This window comes from Micromonospora sp. NPDC005172, from assembly GCF_040608555.1.
Taxonomy (GTDB): domain Bacteria; phylum Actinomycetota; class Actinomycetes; order Mycobacteriales; family Micromonosporaceae; genus Micromonospora.
In genome coordinates, this window is the sequence record NZ_JBEXIL010000042.1 from 1 (window position 1) to 19,440 (window position 19,440).

The 19,440-nt window shown below is 72.2% G+C and carries 17 protein-coding genes; 5 read left to right on the forward strand and 12 right to left on the reverse strand.

From position 1 onward, the window contains the following. Window positions 1-98: 98 nt before the first annotated feature. Window positions 99-467, reverse strand: coding sequence for a DUF3499 domain-containing protein (locus ABZV06_RS24485; protein WP_355239687.1), 369 nt, complete (start codon window positions 465-467; stop codon window positions 99-101). Window positions 468-620: 153 nt separating this feature from the next. On the opposite strand from ABZV06_RS24485, the gene ABZV06_RS24490 reads away from it, so the two are divergent. Then, the gene (locus ABZV06_RS24490; RefSeq protein ID WP_091292591.1) at window positions 621-1,070 is read left to right on the forward strand and encodes a metallopeptidase family protein; all 450 of its coding nucleotides are present in this window, start codon (window positions 621-623) and stop codon (window positions 1,068-1,070) included. Between the two features lie 52 nt (window positions 1,071-1,122). On the opposite strand, the gene ABZV06_RS24495 is transcribed toward ABZV06_RS24490, so the two are convergent. From ABZV06_RS24495 to ABZV06_RS24520, 6 genes are all read right to left on the reverse strand, one after another. Then, on the reverse strand, window positions 1,123-1,380 hold the full coding sequence (locus ABZV06_RS24495; protein ID WP_007455784.1) for a WhiB family transcriptional regulator: 258 nt from the start codon (window positions 1,378-1,380) through the stop codon (window positions 1,123-1,125). Between the two features lie 458 nt (window positions 1,381-1,838). Further along, window positions 1,839-2,168 carry a phospholipase gene (locus ABZV06_RS24500; RefSeq protein ID WP_355624432.1) on the reverse strand — a complete coding sequence of 110 codons (330 nt, stop codon included), beginning with the start codon at window positions 2,166-2,168 and terminating at the stop codon, window positions 1,839-1,841. 20 nt (window positions 2,169-2,188) lie between these two features. Further along, the gene (locus ABZV06_RS24505; protein WP_355239681.1) at window positions 2,189-3,583 is read right to left on the reverse strand and encodes a DUF4331 domain-containing protein; all 1,395 of its coding nucleotides are present in this window, start codon (window positions 3,581-3,583) and stop codon (window positions 2,189-2,191) included. 51 nt (window positions 3,584-3,634) lie between these two features. After that, window positions 3,635-3,913 (reverse strand): hypothetical protein, encoded by a 279-nt coding sequence (locus tag ABZV06_RS24510; RefSeq protein WP_355239678.1) that lies wholly within the window; start codon window positions 3,911-3,913, stop codon window positions 3,635-3,637. A 162-nt stretch (window positions 3,914-4,075) separates the two neighbouring features. After that, window positions 4,076-6,718, reverse strand: a complete 2,643-nt coding sequence (locus ABZV06_RS24515) for a bifunctional FO biosynthesis protein CofGH (RefSeq protein WP_355624434.1) — start codon at window positions 6,716-6,718, stop codon at window positions 4,076-4,078. A gap of 612 nt (window positions 6,719-7,330) precedes the next feature. Beyond that, window positions 7,331-8,383, reverse strand: coding sequence for a hypothetical protein (locus ABZV06_RS24520; RefSeq protein WP_355624436.1), 1,053 nt, complete (start codon window positions 8,381-8,383; stop codon window positions 7,331-7,333). A 98-nt stretch (window positions 8,384-8,481) separates the two neighbouring features. On the opposite strand from ABZV06_RS24520, the gene cofD reads away from it, so the two are divergent. Further along, a complete protein-coding gene (gene cofD, locus ABZV06_RS24525) occupies window positions 8,482-9,468 on the forward strand; it encodes a 2-phospho-L-lactate transferase (protein ID WP_355624438.1) in 987 nt (328 codons plus the stop codon). Then, window positions 9,465-10,553: a coenzyme F420-0:L-glutamate ligase gene (locus ABZV06_RS24530; RefSeq protein ID WP_355239666.1), complete on the forward strand. Its 1,089-nt coding sequence runs from the start codon at window positions 9,465-9,467 to the stop codon at window positions 10,551-10,553. The genes cofD and ABZV06_RS24530 overlap by 4 nt, the downstream gene beginning before the upstream one ends. 135 nt (window positions 10,554-10,688) lie before the next feature. Here ABZV06_RS24530 and ABZV06_RS24535 read toward each other — a convergent pair whose 3' ends face one another. Together ABZV06_RS24535 and ABZV06_RS24540 are read right to left on the reverse strand one after the other, a co-directional pair. Continuing rightward, window positions 10,689-11,687 (reverse strand): winged helix-turn-helix domain-containing protein, encoded by a 999-nt coding sequence (locus ABZV06_RS24535; protein ID WP_355239663.1) that lies wholly within the window; start codon window positions 11,685-11,687, stop codon window positions 10,689-10,691. A gap of 292 nt (window positions 11,688-11,979) precedes the next feature. After that, window positions 11,980-13,026, reverse strand: coding sequence for a hypothetical protein (locus ABZV06_RS24540; protein ID WP_355624440.1), 1,047 nt, complete (start codon window positions 13,024-13,026; stop codon window positions 11,980-11,982). A gap of 54 nt (window positions 13,027-13,080) precedes the next feature. Between ABZV06_RS24540 and ABZV06_RS24545 the strand changes: the two genes are divergently transcribed. Next, window positions 13,081-13,665 (forward strand): NUDIX hydrolase, encoded by a 585-nt coding sequence (locus ABZV06_RS24545; protein WP_355624480.1) that lies wholly within the window; start codon window positions 13,081-13,083, stop codon window positions 13,663-13,665. Between the two features lie 52 nt (window positions 13,666-13,717). On the opposite strand, the gene ABZV06_RS24550 is transcribed toward ABZV06_RS24545, so the two are convergent. Beyond that, window positions 13,718-14,809, reverse strand: a complete 1,092-nt coding sequence (locus tag ABZV06_RS24550) for a sugar phosphate nucleotidyltransferase (RefSeq protein WP_355624442.1) — start codon at window positions 14,807-14,809, stop codon at window positions 13,718-13,720. Window positions 14,810-14,872: 63 nt separating this feature from the next. Continuing rightward, window positions 14,873-16,018: a glycosyltransferase family 1 protein gene (locus ABZV06_RS24555; protein ID WP_355239655.1), complete on the reverse strand. Its 1,146-nt coding sequence runs from the start codon at window positions 16,016-16,018 to the stop codon at window positions 14,873-14,875. Window positions 16,019-16,170: 152 nt separating this feature from the next. Between ABZV06_RS24555 and ABZV06_RS24560 the strand changes: the two genes are divergently transcribed. Then, entirely contained in the window at window positions 16,171-16,860 is a 690-nt protein-coding gene (locus tag ABZV06_RS24560) for a TIGR03089 family protein (RefSeq protein ID WP_355239653.1), read from the forward strand. Between the two features lie 486 nt (window positions 16,861-17,346). Here ABZV06_RS24560 and ABZV06_RS24565 read toward each other — a convergent pair whose 3' ends face one another. Continuing rightward, window positions 17,347-19,365: an acetoacetate--CoA ligase gene (locus ABZV06_RS24565; protein ID WP_355624443.1), complete on the reverse strand. Its 2,019-nt coding sequence runs from the start codon at window positions 19,363-19,365 to the stop codon at window positions 17,347-17,349. Window positions 19,366-19,440 lie beyond the last annotated feature (75 nt).

Sequence of the window (19,440 nt, forward strand, 5' to 3'; positions counted from 1 at the left end):
TATATTGCCCTCCGCTTCGGCGTGTCGCGGCAATAACTTCATGATCAACCGCGGGGTGCGGCCGGGGGTGGGGGGGCCGGGGGTGGGGGTGGGTGGGGTTAGTGGTTGGGGGGGATTACGCGGAGGTGGCCTCGGCGGCCGGTCTGGTGGGGGTTCTCCGGGCGTGGCTGGTCGGGCTCCGGGGGGCGGGGAGCCGGACGGGCGGCCTCGCGGACCGCCTCGGCAAGCGCTACCAGGTCGTCAGTGGTGGGCGGGGGCGGCTCGAACTCGCCCTCGTGCCGGACCACGTCCCAGCCGCGCGGCGCGGTGAGGCTGCGGGCGTGCTGCTCACACAGGTCGTACGTGTGCGGCTCGGCGAACGCCGCCAACGGACCGACCACGGCTGTCGACTCGTTGTAGACATAGGTCAATGTGGCGACCGCTTGCCGGGGGCAGCCGTTACGGGAGCAGCGCCGTGGTGACCTCACGTGCGGCAGGGTATCTCCATTACCGGGTCCGGCGCATCGCTTCGCGTTGCGACACGCCCGTCGTGGTGATCACAATCCGCGGTTCGTGCCGCGCCGCGCCACGCTGGCGGCGGTGCCGCTGGCCGGCCCGGCACGGGGGCTACCCTTTGCCTCATGACGAGCCCGGAACACCGCCGCCCCGGCCCCGGCCGGCGGACGCACCGCGACCGGCACGGGCGTGGCCTGCGTGGGCGCCTGGTGCCGGCGACCGTGCCGTTGGCGCGGACCAAGGCGGAGGTCTTCGATGACCTGGTCCTGGACACCGTCGAGACGTTGGAGCGACGGTTCGCCAAGGAACTGGCCGGCGTCGAGTTTGCGGTCGAGGACGTTCCGCCGGACCTGAATGTCTACGACTCCGACGTGCTGGAGGACGGCGAGGTGCCGCTGGCCCGGCTGCTGCCGGGTCGTCCCGGCCGTCAGGAGGTGCCGCCCCGGATCGTGCTGTATCGCCGGCCCCTGGAATTCCGGGCGATGGACCGCGAAGATCTCGCCGACCTCGTCCATGACGTGATCATCGAGCAGGTGGCGAACCTGCTCGGGGTCGACCCCGACGAGCTGGCCTGAGTCGGGCGGCCCCCACCGCCTCGACTCCGCACCACCCCCGACCCCGTACCGCTCAGGCGGCGCGCCGCTTCAACTTGCGCCGTTCCCGCTCCGAGAGCCCACCCCAGATCCCGAACCGCTCGTCGTGGCCGAGAGCGTATTCGAGGCATTCGGTCTTGACCTCGCAGCGCGAGCAGATTCGCTTCGCCTCGCGGGTCGAGCCGCCCTTCTCGGGAAAGAACGCCTCGGGGTCGGTCTGCGAGCACAAGGCCCGCTCCTGCCACTCCGGCGCGTTTCCGAGCAGGTCGGCCACCTCAAGCTGGCCGTCCATCAAATGCCTCCTTGTCGCGCACCGGCGTCATCGCCGCTGCAACCCCCCACGCGAAAGGCGTGCGTGTCCGTCCGGTCCCGTTTTGTTGCGTTCCGTGCGAACAACCCCATTCAAATTACACGCGTGTAATGCGTGCGCCGTCAAGCCAAACTTGATAATGGAGTCGCCCTCCCGACAACCCTGGCCGGCCACCAGGACCGTCCAGCCTCGCAACCTGCCCTATCGATTCAGACCCCGGCCGAGTAACGCCCTCTCCGGCGAGTTGCCCGACTTTTCTGCCGTGGCGCTCCCCCGACGCCCCATCGGGCGAGGAGCGCCGGCACCCTCCCTCACAAAGCTGATCTTGGTGGGGGACAGGTTAACGCGGCGCGGTGCAGACTGCCCGTCCAGCCGTGGACAGCGATCGCACCCCGCCCACGATGTGGACGGGGTGCGAACGGAAAGGTGGTGCGAAGAGGTCAGCCAGCGACCCCGAAACCGCTGCTCGGCCAGGCGAACTCGGCTATGCCTCCACCATGGACGGACACGGTGCCGGCCGACGTGCTCTCGTCCCACCAGACGGTATAAATGCCCTCGGGCAGATCGGGGTAGACCGCACTGTGGAACGAACCGTCCCGCACCCGGCGCTCCCGTACGGCCGAGTGGACCCGCCGATCGTCGCCGCGACTGATCTCGATCTCCCGGCCGTGCAGATCCCGACCCGTGTAGATGATCAAGGCACCGGTGTCGCCGCCCAGATCGAGGACGACGCTCCCCGCCTCCGACGGCCCGTACGTGTGCTCGTGCATGACTGCTCCCCCGGCCGTGGTCAGGACGACGCCGGCGGGTTGTTGAACCCGTCGTACGGCGTACCGAGGTAGGGGAAGTTCGCGAGGAACGGAGCCGTCACGTCCGCGGCACTGAGCCCCGGAGTCACGGCGCCGGCCGCCGCGTCCGGCCGGAACGTCTTGTCGACAAGCGGAACGGTCACGCCGGCGATCGCCCGCAACGCGATACTCACCACGTCGTCGCCGACCCGCCGCCCGTTCGGGAACCCGGCCAGGTCGCCGCCGAGCACACCGAACCGGTCCGGCCGACGGTTCGGCGCGATCGCCGTGTTCAGGCGCAGCATGTCGGCCTGCACGTCGCCGGTGACGTTGGTGAAGCCGTCGATGAGACCGGCCGGCACGCCGGTGAGCAGGATCGCCACCAGGTCCGCGCGGGCCTTCTTGGACTTGTTGAGCTTGTCCAGGTTGGGAAAGACGTCCGGGTACAGCGCCGGCAGCAGCGCCGCCAACTCCGGCTGCTCGACGAACCGCGCGAACCGCTTGTCCTCCGACGGCGGCAGCGAGTTCCACAGGTCCTTCTTGGACATCGGCACGATGACCTCGTTGAACAGCGGATTGCCCAGCCGGGAGACCTGGGTGAACGGGCCGGTGGACGTGTCCGCTCCGCCCCGGTCACCGAGCACCCGGACCTGCCGGCGCGACGCCGACGTCCACACCCCCAGCACGGAGGCGGCATCGGCGGGACCGTACCGGTTGGCGCGGCGACGCACCTGCTTCAGCGGCACCTGCACGGCGATGCTGTGCACGTTCATCCGGTCGGTGGCGTTGACCGGCTCGCCCTCGGTCTTGAAGATCTTCTTGCCGGCCACGTGCAACTGCTGGAACGGCCGCAGCGTGCCGAGGTCGAAGATCGCCCCCAGGTCGACGAAGAAGCCGTCCGCGCGCTGCCCGGCGAAGACCCGCTCCCCCGTCGACAGGGTGTACGTGGCCTGCCGTACCAGGTCGGCGTACTTCGGGGTCGACAGCGGGCCGACGTTGCACGGTGGGCACGGCAGCTTGTGCGCGAGCCGGTGCTCCTTGCCGTCGGCGATCCGGGTCAGGCTGTAGAACTGCCGGCGGTTCCAGTTCCTGCTGTCCAGCGAGTCGATCGGGCCCGTGTTGTAGAGAAAGCTGTTCGGGTTGGTGATCTCGGTGGTGAACTCGAACCGGTAGGTGACGTCGGGATGCCCGTCACCGTTGTTGTCGATGTGGATCTCATAGCGCACGTCGTCGCCGAACTCGAAGAAGTTCGGCCCCCCGGACGGGAGCTGCAACGGCACGTAGTTGGCGATCAACGTGACCGTGTCGGGCTTGTCAGGGCTGACGAACGCGTAAAGGTCGGAGCTGTCGGCGACCGGATCCTTGGCTATCTCCGGGGCCTCGCGGTGGGAAGACATGGCGGACCAACCTCACTGGGCGGGGACTGATGGCGGGGCGGAGGGTGCTGGTCAGCGCCGGGCGGCGCGGCGCAGCCGGTCCGCGAGGCCGCGGTCGCGTACCTCGATCCGGGATTCACCGACGAAGACGTCCATCGTTCCGGACGCGGCGTCGCGCAGATGCACGACGATCGGCTCGTCGGCCCGAGCGGACGCGCCGGGCGCGTTCTGGGCGGCCGACAGGCCTGGCACGGTGAGCGCGGCCGCGCCGAGGGTGGCGCTGGCCGCGGCGGTCAACGTCTGCCGGCGGGTCAGTCGCGGCCAGGGCCGCTTCCGCTGATCACTGGTCATGGGGAACCTTTCCGGCGGCGGCGCGCACGCGCCCGCGGTGACGGACGGGTCCGGTGCCGCCGACCGACGCCGCCGGGCCCCTGAGGAAACACCGGCGGCGATCCTCGCCGCGACCGCCGCCGGCACCGCTTGGTACGGCCGACGGCGGGAAAAGGTTCGACCTCAGCGCCGGGCGTGACCGTACGCGGTCGTTCGCTTGCGCGCCGGACGCCCGGCCGCCGTCGCGATGGCCCGCAACTGCTCCTCGGTACGCGCCGAACCGTTGTCGGACCCCGCCATCCGGGAGATGGTCTCCTCCATCAGCGTGCCGCCCAGGTCGTTGCAGCCGCCCTGGAGCATCACCACGGTGCCCTCGTCGCCGAGTTTGACCCAGGAGCACTGGATGTTGTCGATCCGGCCGTGCAGCAGCAGGCGGGACATGGCGTGCACCACCCGGTTCTCCCGCCAGGTCGGCCCCGGTCGGGCGATCCCGGCCAGGTAGATCGGGGCGTTGGTGTGCACGAACGGCAGCGCCACGAACTCGGTGAACCCAGCCGTACGGTCCTGCACGCCGGCCAGCACCCGGAAGTGCGCGAGCCACTGTCCAGGGTGGTCGACATGGCCGTACATCATGGTGGAGCTGGACCGGATGCCCAGCTCATGGGCCGTGCTGACCACCTCGACCCAGGCGGCCGCCGGCAGTTTGCCCTTGGTCAGCACCCAGCGCACGTCGTCGTCGAGGATCTCGGCGGCGGTGCCCGGAATGGTGTCCAGACCGGCCTCGCGGAGCTGGGTCAGCCACTCGCGGACCGGCACGCCGGCCTTCGCCGCGGCCGTGACGATCTCCATCGGGGAGAACGCGTGCACGTGCATCTCCGGCACCCGTGCCTTGATGGCACGCACGATGTCCGCGTAGCCGGTGACCGGCATCTTCGGATCGATCCCGCCCTGGAGGCACACCTCGCTGGCACCGGCCGCCCACGCATGCTCGGCCCGGTCCGCGACCTGGTCGACGGAGAGCCGGTACGCGTCGGCGTCCCGCTCACGCTGCGCGAACGCGCAGAACCGGCAGCCCACGTAGCAGACGTTGCTGAAGTTGATGTTGCGGTTGACCACGTAGGTCACGTCGTCACCGACCGCGTCCCGGCGCACGTCGTCGGCGAGCCGGCACAGCTCGTCCAGCGCCGGCCCGTCCGCGCCGAACAACGCCAGCGCCGCATCCGTGTGTGCGGGTTCGAGCAGCGCCGCCGGGTCGTCGGCCGCGAGCCGCAGCCCGGCCGCCAGGTCACGGTCCGCGCCGCCAGCGGCCGACACCAGGGGTACGTCCGCCCGGCGCGCCGCCGCCTCCGGGCTGACCTCTCCGGCCACCGCCTTCGCCTCCGGGGTGACCTTGCCGGCGACCGCTTTCGCCTCCGGGGTGACCTTGCCGGCGACCGCTTTCGCCTCCGGGGTGACCTTGCCGGCGACCTCGGCCCAGTCGCCGTAGACGCTGTCGAAGTCGCCGCGCCGGTCGTCGGTGCGGCCGGTGGTGTCGATGGTGGCGTGCAGGTCGATCCGACCGCCGAACACCTCCTCCGGCTCCTGCCAGGGGCGGCCCTGCGGGAGGGCCGACTCGACCGCCATCCCGGTCGCCGGGTCGGCGAGGGCGCTCACGTGCGGCAGCAGCCGCGGGTCGAGCCACGGGTCGCCCGCCCGCACGTACTCCGGGTAGATCGTCAGCCGCTCGCGCAGCGTGAACCCGGCCAGCTCGGTGTGCGCGGCCAGTTCCTCGATCTGCGGCCAGGGACGCTCCGGGTTCACGTGGTCCGGGGTGAGCGGGGAGACGCCGCCCCAGTCGTCGATCCCGGCGCGCAGCAGAAGCGCGTACTCGCCGGCGATGAGGTTCGGCGGGGCCTGGATGCGGGCCTTCGGGCCGAGCAGCAGCCGGGCCACCGCCACCGTGGCCGCGAGATCATGCAGCTCCGCATCGGGCATACCGCGCATCGCCGTGTCCGGCTTGGCCCGGAAGTTCTGCACGATCACCTCCTGGAGGTGCCCGTACTCCCGGTGCGCACGGCGGATCGCGAACAACGCGTCCACCCGCTCGGCCGGTGTCTCCCCGATGCCGATGAGGATGCCGGTGGTGAACGGCACCCCCACCCGGCCCGCGTCGTCGAGCACCCGCAGCCGTACCGCCGGCTCCTTGTCCGGTGACCCGTAGTGCGGCCCACCCGGCTCGGACCACAGCCGCGTCGCGGTGGTCTCCAACATCATGCCCATGCTGGGCGCGACCGGCTTGAGCCTCTGCAGCTCCGACCAGGACAGCACGCCCGGGTTGAGGTGCGGCAACAGGCCGGTCTCCTCCAGCACGGCCACCGCGCAGGCGCGCAGGTAGTCGAGGGTGGAGTCGTAGCCGCGCTCGTCCAGCCACGTACGCGCCGCCGGCCACCGCTCCTCCGGCCGGTCACCGAGGGTGAACAGGGCCTCCTTGCAGCCCTGCGCGGCACCCTCACGGGCGATGGCCAGCACCTCGTCCCGGTCCAGGAACGGCGCCGGCAACCGATGCGGCACGGTGGCGAACGTGCAGTAGTGGCAGCGGTCCCGGCAGAGCCGGGTCAGCGGGATGAAGACCTTCTTCGAGTACGTGACGACGCCCGGCCGTCCGGCCTCGCGCAGCCCGGCGTCGCGGATGTGACCGGCCACCCGGAGCAACTCGTCGAGAGCATCACCACGGGCGGCGAGCAGCGCGGTGGCCTCGTCAAGGTCCAGCGCCCGCCCGGCGGCGGCCCGGCCCAGGGCCCGCCGCACGCTCGCCTCGCTGGGACCGGAGTGGGTGCGATCAACCATCCGCTCACCCTATGCGCACCCCACCCCACCCACCCCCAGCCCCGCCCGCCCCGCCCTCGCCCCGGCCGCCCTGCCCTCGCGCCGCCCCGCCCTGCCCGGCCCTGCCCGTTCCGCCCAACCCGGCCCGGCCCTGCCCTGCCCTGCCCTGCCCTGCCCTGCCCTGCCCTGCCCTGCCCTGCCCTGCCCTGCCCTGCCCTGCCCTGCCCTGCCCTGCCCTGCCCTGTCGATCATGAAGTTATTGCGCGTTCACGCGGCGTGTCGGCGCAATAACTTCATGATCGACCGAGGTGGGGCCGGGGGGCGACCCAAGATCTGCGCAACTTCCCTGTTGTTGCTGCCTCGGAGGCGGCTGAGGCAGCAACAACCCTGTTCTTGTGCGGATCTTGAAGGGGCGTCGGGCGTGGATCGCGGGTCGAAGGGCGGGGCCGGGCGCGGGGTGGGCCGGGCGCGGGGTGGGCCGGGCGCGGGGTGGGCCGGGCGTGGGGTGGGCCGGGCGCGGGGTGGGGTGGGGTGGGGTGGGCCGGGCGCGGGGTGGGGTGGGGTGGGCCGGGCGGGGGTGGGCCGGGCGGGGGGTGGGATTGAGTTGGGCTTCGGCGGGTGGGCGGGCGTGGGTTAGCGGGGTTGGTCGGGGTTGATGTGTTGGGTGCGGTCGTTGTCCTCGGCCGGACGCGGGATCGCCTGGGTCGGGTCGGCGGCCGGCTCGGCGGACTGGCGCGGGATGGTCTGGGTCGGGTCGGCCGACGGCGGCTGTCCGAACGGCGGGGCAGGCGGCGCGGACTGCGGTGCCGCCTCGAACGGCGGCGCGGACTGCGGGAACGCCGCTGCCGACTGCGGGAACGACGGCGCGGACTGCGAGCCCGGGCTGGCCGGCGGCGCGGACTGCGGGAACGGCGGCGCGGAGTGCGGGTGCGGCGCTGCCGACTGCTGGTGCGGCGCTGCCGACTGCTGGTGCGGCGGGGCGGACTGCGGGGCCTGGAACGGCGGGGACGGCTGGCCGTACTGGCCGGGGAACTGCGCCGGCGGGTAACCGCCCTGCTGGCCCGCCTGCGGGTAGCCGCCCGGCTGGCCGGGGGTAGGCCATCCGCCCTGCGGCTGCCCGCCGGGCTGGCCCGGCCAACCGCCCTGCTGCTGTGGCCAACCCGGCTGCGGCTGGCCGTAGACGCCCGGCTGCGGCTTCGGCTTGGGCACGTAGTAGAACGCCCGCCAGATCGTGAAGACCACCCAGGCGGCCACCGCGAAGATCACCATCCAGGCGAACCGGGTGAGGATGCCGAGCAGCGCGTCGAGGATCTCGGCGTTGGCGAGGCGGCCCACCGTCCAGATCAGCATGGTGAGCGTGCCGAGCAGCGCGCTGAACGCGTACTCGCCGAGAGCCACCTGCGTGATCAGCTTCGCCTTGGGCAGCACGGGCGCGACGTGAGTGGCCAGCAGCACGGCCAGCAGCGGCAGAACCACCGCCTCGACGCCGATGAACATGGAGAAGGAGCTGCCCGCCCGGCCGGTGAAGTCGGTGTAGTCGGCGGGACTGATGAGCCGGAGCAGCCCCACGAAGAGGAACACGGCGTTGGCGCCGAGCAGGGCGAACGCACCCAGTTCGCGCAGTGGCTTGGTCAGCTGGCGGGCCTGCGTCGCGTCGGCGGACGCGGGCTCGGCGGGGCTGGTCACGAGCTCCCCCTCGGGGCATGGACGGACAGGGCGCACGTGAGCCTAGTCTCCCCCGGCACCGGCGGACCGGAGGCGTCACGTGCGCGAGGATGGTCGACATGCGCATCGTGGTTCTGGCCGGCGGCATCGGGGGCGCCCGGTTCCTGCTCGGCGTCCGGGCGTACGCCCGCGAGGTCGGTGCCGAGGTGACCGCCGTGGTCAACGTCGGCGACGACCTGTGGCTGCACGGTTTGAAGATCTGTCCCGACCTGGACAGCGTCATGTACACCCTCGGGGGCGGCGCCGACCCGGAGCGGGGCTGGGGTCGGGTCGGCGAGAGCTGGACGGTCAAGGAGGAGCTGGCCGCGTACGGCGCGGAGCCCACCTGGTTCGGCCTCGGCGACAAGGACATCGCCACCCACCTGGTCCGCAGCACCATGCTCAACGGCGGGTACCCGCTCAGCGCGGTCACCGAGGCACTGGCGACCCGTTGGAAGCCGGGCGTACGCCTGCTTCCGGCGACCGACGACCGGCTGGAGACCCACGCCGTGGTGAGCGGTGGGGGCGAGCCCGGGAGCAGCGCCGGCGCTGTCCGGGACGACCAGGGCCAGCGGGCCATCCACTTCCAGGAGTGGTGGGTGCGGTACCGGGCGAACATCGAGACTCACCGCTTCGTGTTCGTGGGCGCGGAGACGGCCAAGCCGGCACCGGGGGTGCTGGACGCCATCGGGGCGGCCGACCTGGTGCTGATCGCCCCGAGCAATCCGGTGGTGAGCGTCGCGCCGGTCCTCGCCGTACCCGGGATTCGTGAGGCCGTGGCGGACGGCCCGGCACCGGTGGTGGGCGTCTCGCCGATCATCGGCGGCGCTCCGGTGCGCGGCATGGCCGACCGCTGTCTCGCGGTGCTCGGGGTCGAGTGCAGCGCGGCGGGCGTGGGCCGGCTGTACGGTGGCCGGCCAGCCGGCGGCCTGCTGGACGGCTGGCTGGTCGCCGAGGAGGACGCCGACACGCTGGTGCCGGAGGTGACGGTCCGCGCGGTGCCGCTGCGGATGACCGACGAGGCGGCGACGGCGGCGATGGTCCGCGCCGCGGTGGAGTTGACGTGAGGCTGGAAATCCTGCCGGTGCTGGGCATCGGGCATGTGACCGAGGGTGACGACCTGGCGGCGTTGATCGCCACCGCTGCGCCGTGGCTGCGCGACGGCGACGTGCTGGTGGTGACGAGCAAGATCGTCTCCAAGGCGGAGGGACGTTTGGTCGACGTCCCGGCGGACGGGCCGGAGCGGCTCGCCGCGCGCGACGAGGTGCTGGCCGGCGAGACCGCGCGAGTCGTGGCCAGCCGGGGCGCGACCCGCATCGTGCAGACCCACCACGGGTTCGTGATGGCGTCCGCCGGGATCGACGCGTCGAACGTCGACAAGACCCGGCTGGTGCTGTTGCCGGTGGATCCGGACGCGTCGGCCCGTGAGCTGCGCGCCGCGCTCCAGGAGAGGTACGACCTCGATGTCGCCGTGATCATCAGCGACACCATGGGCCGGCCCTGGCGCAACGGACTGACCGACGTCGCGCTCGGAGTCGCCGGTATGCCGGCCATCCGCGACCATCGGGGCGAGGTCGACCCGTACGGCAACGAGCTTCAGCTCACCCAGATGGCCGTGGTCGATGAGCTGGCGGGCGCCGGCGAGTTGATCAAGGGTAAGTGTGACCAGGTCCCGGTGGCCGTGGTGCGGGGCTACCTCACCGCCACCGGCGCGGACGATTCCGGGGGTGCTCGGGCACTGGTCCGTGACGCCGCACAGGACCTCTTCTCGATGGGCACCGCCGAGGCCCGGGCCGCCGGGCTGGCCGACGCCGCGACCCTCACCGAGGCCGTCGGCGCGGAGCCGGTCGACCCCGCCGCGGTGCGGCGGGCGCTCGAAGCGGTGGCCGGGGTGGTCACGCCGGGCACGGTCTTCAACCTCGTCGACGAGTCCGAGGTACGCGCCGGCCTGGTCGCCCAGGTACCGGGCTGGCCCGCCGACGCCACCGCGCTGGTGCTCGGTACCGCCCCAGCACCGATCGACCCGATGGACCTGGTCCGCTTCGGCGCCGACCTGCACCGGCTGCGCCTCGCCCTGGCCGCCGAGGGCGTCCCGTCGACGCTGCTGCCCCCACCCGCCGGCAGCCCGGCAAGCGCCGCCCTGGCCCTGTAACCACCCCCGGCGCCCCCGGCGCCCCCGGCGCCCCCGGCGCCCCCGGCGCCCCCCGGCGTCGATCATGAAGTTATTGCCTGTCGCCTCGGCGTGTCAGGACTATAACTTCATGATCGACGCTGCGAGGGAGGGGCGTCAGGCCTCCAGGACGGCTCGGCCCAGGGGGGTCAGGGTGTGCAGCACGGTGTTGCGGTCGCGGTGGCTGACGAGCAGGCCGGCGTTGCGGAGCACCGTGGCGTGCTGGCTCGCCGCCGCCGGGGAGATGTCGAGCCGGCGGGCCATCTCGCCCGTGGTGCAGCCGTCGTCGCTGGCCTGCAACACGGCGGCCCTGGTCCGGCCCAGCAGCGCGGCGAGCGAGTCGCGGCTCGCACCGGACGCGGCCGGTGAGTCGCCGTCGGTCGCGGCGAGGCCGCCCAACCGGTCCACCGGGTACACCAGGACCGGCGGCAGCGCCGGGTCGAGCAGGGCGACCGGGGTGGCAGCGCAGAAGAAGGACGGCACCAGCAGCAGCCCGCGCCCGTCGAGGTGCAGCTCACGGCTGTGCGGGTAGTCGCGCACCTCGAGCACCCCGCTCTCCCAGCGCATGCTCGGGCGCAGGCTGCTCAGCAGTCCCTCGACGCCACCGTCCAGCAGGGCGCGCGCACGACGGTTGCGGTCCGCCGCCACGGCGGCCTGGATGCGGCTCCAGTACGGGCTGATCGCCATCGCCCGGTACTGCTTCATCGACTCCGCGAGGTGGTGCAGCGTCGCCACGTCGCCACGGGCCAGCGCGGCGGCCGAGGCGGGCAGTTGGTTCCCGGCGGCCACCAGGGTCAGGTCACGCTGGAGCAGCTCGATCGGGGTGCTGCGGACCGCGTCCAGCCCCGCCTCGAAACCCTCCAAGCTGGCGTACGGGGTGAGGAAGTCGGGGAAGTAGCCGCGCGGCGGGTTCAACGCGAAGAGCAGTCGAAGCTGGTCGGAGGCGATGTCCTGGCGCAGCTCGCGGGTCACGGTGTGCCGCCAGGCCGACGTCAGCGGGTCGCGGTTGCGGCCCTGCAACACGTGCAGGCTGAGGACCAGCTCCCAAACCGGGTCGGCCGCCGGCGCCACCCGGGTCCGGAGGATGTCCTCGCCGGAAAAGTGGATCTTCAGCATGGAGCGCTCCCGTGTCGCCGGCAGAGGGATGCCGGGCGACCGTTTCGACTCTACCTGGCCGGCAGTTATCTCCATCTTTAAGCCTGGGCTGAAAAACCTCGACGCTCCCGGGGGCGGTTGGGCATGCTTCCAATGCCCGCGCACGGCACCGACGCGTCCTGGACGCACTCGACGCCGGGGCACCGGGAACTGGGGAGGGACCGGTGATCGGGCGGCACCACGAGGGTCTGCGGCCCTTGCTCCGCAGAGGTGTCGTCCGGTCACCCCACCGCTGCGGTGCGCCTACCCCCGCTCAGCCGACCCAGAGCGCGACCCGGTGGTCCTCGTCCGTGACGTAGAACGGCCGGCCGTCCACCTCGGCCAAGCCCTCGACGTGATGGAACGGCGTCAGGTCGGCCACCTGTTCCCCGACGAGCCGGTAGCCGTCGCCCGTCCGATCCACGGGCAACCGGAACCGCACGTGCCGGGAGGTGACCGCACCCCCACCCGGATGGTCGTCGAGCAGCACCGAACCCTTGCCCAGCGCGTCGATCGAGCCGATCACGGCCGCGTACGCGCCGTCCGCCGTCGACGCGAGCGCCCGGAAGCCGGTCAACTCGCCCGGCGGGGTCACCCCGGCCACCGCGTACGCGCCCAACGCCCGGGGCCACACCGGGTCCGCGGCGAACATGCCCGGCACGCCGGACACCTCCACCAGGATCGGTTCACCGGCCCCGGTGACCGGGAACCGCAGTCCGAGCAGGACCGTGCCCTCCGGGGTGAAGGCTGCCGCCTCCACGTTCAGGGGCAGGTCGTCCGGGGCCAGGCGACTCACCCAGCTCTTCGCCCGACTGGTCCCCCGGGCCAGGGTCTCCACGATGAACCGGTCCCGCACCCGCTCGCCTGGAGGCAGCAGGGTCAGCGGCGACGCGGCCAGGGCGTCGTTCACCGTCCGGTGCAGCCGGAACCGGTTGCGCACCACCTGCACCGGCAGCGGACCAACCGCCGCGTCGTCCTCGCGGAAGCGGGCCACGAACGCCCGTCGGGGGCGCAGCGGGCCGGCCTTCGAACCGAAGTGGGAGCCGAAGACGTACACCCAGCCGTCGTGGTGGGCGAGCGCCTCACCGTCCTCGGTCCGGTCGTTCTCGGCCCCGGCGTCCGCCGTGACGTGCCGGGCCGTCCACTCACCGTCGTCCAGCTCCAACAGCAGGGCCAGGCAGCGCTCCACCGGGCCCTCGTCCAGCACGGTCCAGAAACCCCGCCGCGCACCGTACGAGCGCAGCAGCGCCGGCGATCGCACCGGAAGCAGATCGCTGGCCTCGTTGCCGGCCACCACGAATTCGAGGAGTCGCAGGGTCACCGCGCCAGGGTACGGAGCCCACGCTCGTACAGTGTCGGGGTGCCTGACACCGCGATCACCGGACCCGCCGTCGACCCCACCGATCCCGCCGCGTTCGCGACGCTGCACGCCGAGGCCGTCGCGCTGCTCGAGGGCTGGCAGCCAACCAGCCCGGCGGCGGCCGACGCGCGGGAGCGGACCCTCGCGCTGCTCGCCGCCGGGCCGATCACGATGAGCCGGCAGCACCGCCCCGGCCATGTCACCGCAAGCGCGCTGGTGCTGGACCCGACCGGTGCACGGGTGCTGCTCTGCCTGCACGCCAAGTTCGGCCGGTGGGTGCAGCTCGGCGGGCACTGCGAGCCGGTGGACCGGACGCTGGCCGGGGCCGCGCTGCGCGAGGCCACCGAGGAGTCCGGCATCGATGGCCTGCGCATCGACCCGGTACCGATCGACATCGACGTACACGAGGTGGGTTGCCAGGGCGGCTCGCGCCACTACGACATCCGGTTCGCCGTGGTCGCCCCGGCCGACGCGGTCGAGCAGGTCAGCGATGAGGCCGAGGAGCTGGGGTGGTTTCCGCCCGACCGGCTGCCCGAGCCGCTGGCCGGTGGGACCGTACAACTCGTCGAGCCGGCCCTGGCCGCCCTGCGCAGGTTCTGACAGCGGGTCTGCGCTGGCGACGGCCTGCCGCCGCCAGCGTTTACGACACCGGTCAGACGTAGCCCTCTTCGCCGCGCTCCTTGAGCTCGTCGACCAGGAGCTTGACGTCCTGGGCACGCTCACGCGGACAGACCAGCACCGCGTCCGGAGTGTCCACCACGATCAGGTCGCGCACACCGAGGACCGCCACCAGCCGACCCGACTGCGGCACCACGACCAGGTTGGCGGTGTCCCGCAGGAGCACGCCGGGCTTGGCGTCGGTGCCGAGCACCACGTTGCCCGCTTCGTCGGCGGGTAGCACGTCACCGAGGGTGTGGAAGTCGCCGACGTCGTTCCAGCCGAAGTCGCCCGGCACCGTGGCGACCCGACCCGCGGTCGCCGCGCCCTCCATCACCGCGTAGTCCACGGAGATCTTCGGCAACGTCGGCCAGACCGTGCCGAGCACGTCGTCCTGCTCCGGCGTGCCCCAGGCAGCGGCGATCGCCATGACGCCCGCGTGCAGGGCCGGTTGCTGGCGGGCCAGCTCGGCGAGGAACACGTCCACCCGCCAGACGAACATGCTGGCGTTCCAGAGGTGCCGACCCGAGCGGACGTACGCCTCGGCGACCTCAGCGGCCGGCTTCTCCTTGAACTCGGCCACCTGACGCCACGGCGTGCCGTCGGTCTCGTCGCCGGTCTCCAGGTAGCCGTATCCGGTCTCGGGGCGGGTCGGGGTGATGCCGACCGTCATCAGCATGCCCTGCTCGGCCCCCCGGACCGCCTCCTGGACCGTGCGCACCCAGTTGTCCGGGTCGCTGATCAGGTGGTCGGCGGCGAAGCTGCCCATCACCGCCTCCGGGTCGCGGCCCGCGATCACCGCCGCGGCCAGCGCGATCGCCGCGCAGGAATCCCGGGGCGACGGCTCGACCAGGATGTTCTCCTCCGGCAGCCCGGTCAGCTGCCGGGCGACCGCCGCGACGTGCGCGGCACCGGTGACCACAAGGGTGCGATCCGGTGTCGTCAGCGGCGCGAGCCGCTCCACGGTCGCCTGCAACAGCGAGGAGCTGGTGCCGGTCAGTGGATGGAGGAACTTGGGGTGGCCGGCGCGGGACAACGGCCACAACCTCGTGCCGCTGCCACCTGCCGGGATGACCGCATAAAGCATCCGCACATCATGCCCGACGCATCCCCCCGCAGTGGCACGGGTCACCATGAGGGGCCCGAATGGTCACGAACGGGCGCGACTCCATGCGGCGATGTGCACCTCGGCGCTGGACTCCCAGGTGAACTCCTTGGCCCGGTCGAAGCCGGCCTTCGCCAGCGACAACCGGCGCTGCTCGTCGTCGAGCAGGGCGGCCAGGTCGGTGGCGATCTGCTCCGGGTCCTCGGAGGTGTACGCGACCGCGTCGCCACCCACCTCGGGCAGCGACAGGCGGGGCGTGGTCAGCACCGGGGCGGCGCACGCCATCGCCTCCAGGATCGGCAGGCCGAACCCCTCGCCGTACGACGGGTACGCGGCGACCAGCGCGCCGCCGAGGAAGCCGGGCAGGTCGGCGTACCGCAGATAACCGGGGCGCAGCAGGCGCAGGTGCGACGGGACCTCGGCCACCGCGCGGTCGATGTCGTCGTCGTGCCCCTGCCCGCCGGCGATCACCAGCGCCGGCGGGTCGGTCCGGTCGGCCACCGCACGAGCCCAACCCCGGATCAGATTGGGTACGTTCTTGCGCGGCTCCTTGGCACCGAGGAAGGCGACGTAGCTGCTGTTGCCCAGCCCGAGCCGAGCGCGTACGCGGGCCTTCTCATCCTCGCTGGGCGCGTGGAAGGCGGCGTGGTCGACGCCGTGGTAGGCCACGTCGATGCGGGTCGGGTCGGCGTCGAGCAGCCGGATCAGCTCGTCACGGGTGGCCTTACTGGGCACGATCACCCGGTCGGCGCGACGCATCGACGTCTTGATGGCGCTTCGGAAGAACGTCCGGCGCGACTTGTCGTAGTGCTCCGGCTCGGTGAAGAACGTCGCGTCGTGCACGGTGACCGTCACCGGACAGCCGGCCCGCAGCGGGCAGGTGTAGAAGGGCGAGTGCAGCACCTGCGCGCCGACCTGCTGGGCGAGCAGCGGCAGACCGGTCTGCTCCCAGGCGAGGCGGGCCGGGCGGTGCGCCACGGCGGCCGGAGCGGGGATGATCTCCGCACCGGGCAGCATCCGGGTGTAACGCTCCAGGTCGGTGCGGAGGCTCACCACGGCCAGCTCCACCCCCGAACCGCACACCTTGCCGAGGGCACCGAGCAGACCGTCGACGTATCGACCGACGCCACCACGGTCGGTGGGGACACTCGTGGCGTCGATGAGCACGCGGGGCGGGCGACCGGCGGTCACGGGGCGACTCCTTGCGGGTGGGTCTGTGGGGAACAACACTCCGGGGGTTAAGCCTACGCCGGAGTACGGGGGCGACGCTGACTGCGACCCGACCGTACGCCGACTTGTCATCGTCATCGAGTACGGGTGCCAGAGGCGTATCGTTCGCGCCGATGGCCGACAACATTGCCCGGGTCTTCGCCGACGCGATCGCGACCGACCCGACCCGACCGCTGCTGACCTGGTACGACGACTCCACCGGAGATCGCACCGAACTTTCCGGCGCCACCCTGGCGAACTGGGTGTCGAAGACCGCCAATCTCCTCGTCGACGAGGTCGGCCTCGCGCCGGGCACACCGGCCGGCGTCCTGCTCCCTCCGCACTGGCAGACCGCCGCGGTGCTGCTGGGCTGCTGGTCGGCCAAGCTGAGCGTGCTCGACACGCCGGGGGACGTGGACGTCCTCTTCGCCGCCGCCGACCGGTTCGACGAGGCGCAGTCCTGGCCTGCCGACGAGCGGTACGCCCTGGGTCTCGCGCCGCTCGCCGCCCCACTGCGGCAGGTGCCGCCGGGCTTCGCCGACTACGTGGTCGAGGTACGCGGGCACGGCGACTACTTCACCCCACAGCCCGGCCCCGGCCCCGCAGACACGCACCTTCTCGCCCGCGCCGAGGCACGGGCGGTGGAGTTGGGCATCGAGCCGGGCGCGCGGGTCCTGGTCGACGCGTCGCGCTATCCCGACCCGGTCGACTGGCTCCTCGCGCCGCTCACCCGTGCCGCCACGGTGGTCCTCTGCGCCAACCCGGACCCGGCCCGTCTGGCCACCCGGCTGTCCAGCGAGAAGGTCACCCACTCCCTCCCGTAGCCCGCTCGCCGCAACCGACGACAGCCCGCGCCGGCAGCACCGCCGAGCGCCAGCACGGTCGAGCGCCAGCACGGTCGAGCGCCAGCACGGCTGAGGGCCGGCATCGCGGAGGGCCGGCACGGGAGGGGTGCCCGCACATCCTTTGCTCTGCTTCCCTATAGGCGACACAGCGCTGGCCCCGGTGTCGCCTATGTTGAAGCAGAGCAAAGGACGCATCGACCACTCGGCCTGGGCACCTCCGCCCTCCCCAGGTCCAGCCCAGCCAGGTCCAGCCCGCCCCGGCCCAGCCCGCCCGACCCAGCCCAGCCGGCCGGGTTCGGCGATCTTGCAGTTTTGGTTGCCGATATGCGAGTGATGCCCCTTAATTCCCGACAGCAAGTGCAAGATCGCGGAGAACGTGGGCCGTGGCGGTGTGATCAGCTCCAGATCGGCGAACTGGGGGTATTCGAGTCAGCTGATACCGCGAGGTCGGCGAAGTTGAGTTGATCACCTGGAGTGAGGGCCGCCGGGGGCGTGGGTGCGGGACTGGGCGAAGGTGGCGAAGGCGGTCAGGGACTCGGGGTTGGCCAACGCGCCCTTGGCGGCGGCCGAGTCGACCGGCGTGCCGGTGAGGATCTTCTTGACCGGCACCTCCAGCTTCTTGGCCGAGAGGGTGCGGGGCACCGCGCGTACCTGGTGGATCTCGTCGGGCACGTGCCGGGGTGAGAGGGACGTACGCAGCTCGCGGCTGATCTTTGCGCGCAGCGCGTCGTCCAGGGTCAGGCCGTCGGCCAGCACCACGAAGAGCAGCAGCTCGCCCGCGCCGCCCTCGTCGTCCTCCAGGTGCACCACGACCGAGTCGACGACCTCGTCGAGCCCTTCGACCACCGAGTAGAACTCGGCGGTGCCCAGCCGTACGCCGCCTCGGTTGAGGGTGGCGTCGGAGCGTCCGGTGATCACGCAGCCGCCGCGGGCGTTGATGGTGATCCAGTCGCCGTGCCGCCACACACCCGGGTAGACCGAGAAGTACGCCTCGGAGTAGCGGACGCCGTCGGGGTCGTTCCAGAAGCCCACCGGCATACTCGGCATCGGCTCGGTGATCACCAACTCGCCCAGCTCGCCGATCACCGGGATGCCATCGGCCGAGCGGGCCTCCACCTTGGCGCCCAGGGCGCGGCAGGCGATCTCACCGGCGTACACGGGCAGCAGCGGCACTCCGCCGACGAAGCCTGTGCACACGTCGGTGCCGCCGGAGAGCGACTGGAGCTGCACCTGGTCGCCGACCGTCTCGTACACCCATTCGAAGCCCTCGGCGGGCAGCGGCGCACCGGTGGAACCGACGCCGCGCAGCGCGGACAGGTCGGCGACCTCTCGGGGGACGAGGCCGGCCTTGCGGCAGGCCAGCAGAAACGGCGCCGAGGTGCCGAAGTACGTGGTGCCGGTCTCCGCCGCCAGTCGCCACAGGCCGCCGAGGTCAGACTCAGCCGGCCGGCCGGGCTCCGCCCGGACCCCCGGGTTGCCGTCGAAGAGCACGATGGCCGCGCCCACCGCCGGCCCGGAGACCAGGAAGTTCCACATCATCCAGCCGGTGGTGGTGAACCAGAAGAACCGGTCGGACGGGCCGAGGTCGTGGTGCAGGGCCAGCATCTTCAGGTGTTCCAGCAGGATGCCGCCGTGGCCGTGGACGATCGGCTTGGGCAGGCCGGTGGTGCCCGAGGAGTAGAGCACGTACAGCGGGTGGTCGAACGGCACCGGCGTGAACGTCAACGGCTCGTCGGTGGGTGCGGCCAGGTCCGCCCAGGCCAGCGCGCCCTCGGGCGTGGGGCCCGTCGGATCGAGGTAGCCGATGCTGACGGTATGCCGTAGCGACGGCAGGGCGGCGCGGATGGCGGCGACCTCGGCCCGCCGGTCGACGGGCTTGTCGCCGTACCGGTAGCCGTCCACCGCGACCAGCACGGTCGGCTCGATCTGCTGCCAACGGTCGGTGACGCTGCGGGTGCCGAACTCGGGCGCGCAGGACGAGAAGATCGCGCCCAGGCTGGCGGTGGCGAGCAGCAGGACGTACGTCTCAGGAATGTTCGGCGCGTACGCTGCCACCCGGTCCCCGGCGGTGACGCCGAGCCGGCGCAGACCAGTCGACACCCGGCGGACCTGCTCACGCAGCTCGGCGGCGGTGAGGGTGACCGGCGGTCGGGTCTGGCCGTGCGCGATCACGACGGGGTCGTCGTCGGCGCGGCCCGGCATCCGTAGCACGTTCTCGGCGTAGTTGAGGGTGGTGCCGGGGAACCAGCGGGCACCGGGCATCGTCCGCTCGGCCAGCGTGGCGGTGGGCGGGGTGTGCGCGATGACGTCGAAGTGGTCCCAGATCGAACGCCAGAAGGCGTCCAGGTCGGTGACCGACCAGCGCCACAACGCGTCGTAGTCGGCGAAGTGCAGCCCGCGGTGCTCCCCCAGCCAGCGCAGGTAGCTGCCGATCCGGGACCGCTCGTGCACGTCCGCCGGCGGCGTCCACAGCACGTCACCCACCGCTCCACCCTCCCTGAGGCCCGCACGACACTGTGCATGGGCCGTGGCGCCATCTTGCCCTACCTCGAAGCGCCA

What these genes read in the sequence shown, in the direction of transcription:
- ABZV06_RS24490 (WP_091292591.1), top strand. Translation starts at nt 621, where the DNA reads ATGACGAGCCCGGAACACCGCCGCCCCGGCCCCGGCCGGCGGACGCAC.
- ABZV06_RS24495 (WP_007455784.1), bottom strand. Translation starts at nt 1,380, where the DNA reads ATGGACGGCCAGCTTGAGGTGGCCGACCTGCTCGGAAACGCGCCGGAG.
- ABZV06_RS24500 (WP_355624432.1), bottom strand. Translation starts at nt 2,168, where the DNA reads ATGCACGAGCACACGTACGGGCCGTCGGAGGCGGGGAGCGTCGTCCTC.
- ABZV06_RS24505 (WP_355239681.1), bottom strand. Translation starts at nt 3,583, where the DNA reads ATGTCTTCCCACCGCGAGGCCCCGGAGATAGCCAAGGATCCGGTCGCC.
- ABZV06_RS24510 (WP_355239678.1), bottom strand. Translation starts at nt 3,913, where the DNA reads ATGACCAGTGATCAGCGGAAGCGGCCCTGGCCGCGACTGACCCGCCGG.
- ABZV06_RS24515 (WP_355624434.1), bottom strand. Translation starts at nt 6,718, where the DNA reads ATGGTTGATCGCACCCACTCCGGTCCCAGCGAGGCGAGCGTGCGGCGG.
- cofD (WP_355624438.1), top strand. Translation starts at nt 8,482, where the DNA reads ATGCGCATCGTGGTTCTGGCCGGCGGCATCGGGGGCGCCCGGTTCCTG.
- ABZV06_RS24535 (WP_355239663.1), bottom strand. Translation starts at nt 11,687, where the DNA reads ATGCTGAAGATCCACTTTTCCGGCGAGGACATCCTCCGGACCCGGGTG.
- ABZV06_RS24550 (WP_355624442.1), bottom strand. Translation starts at nt 14,809, where the DNA reads ATGCTTTATGCGGTCATCCCGGCAGGTGGCAGCGGCACGAGGTTGTGG.
- ABZV06_RS24560 (WP_355239653.1), top strand. Translation starts at nt 16,171, where the DNA reads ATGGCCGACAACATTGCCCGGGTCTTCGCCGACGCGATCGCGACCGAC.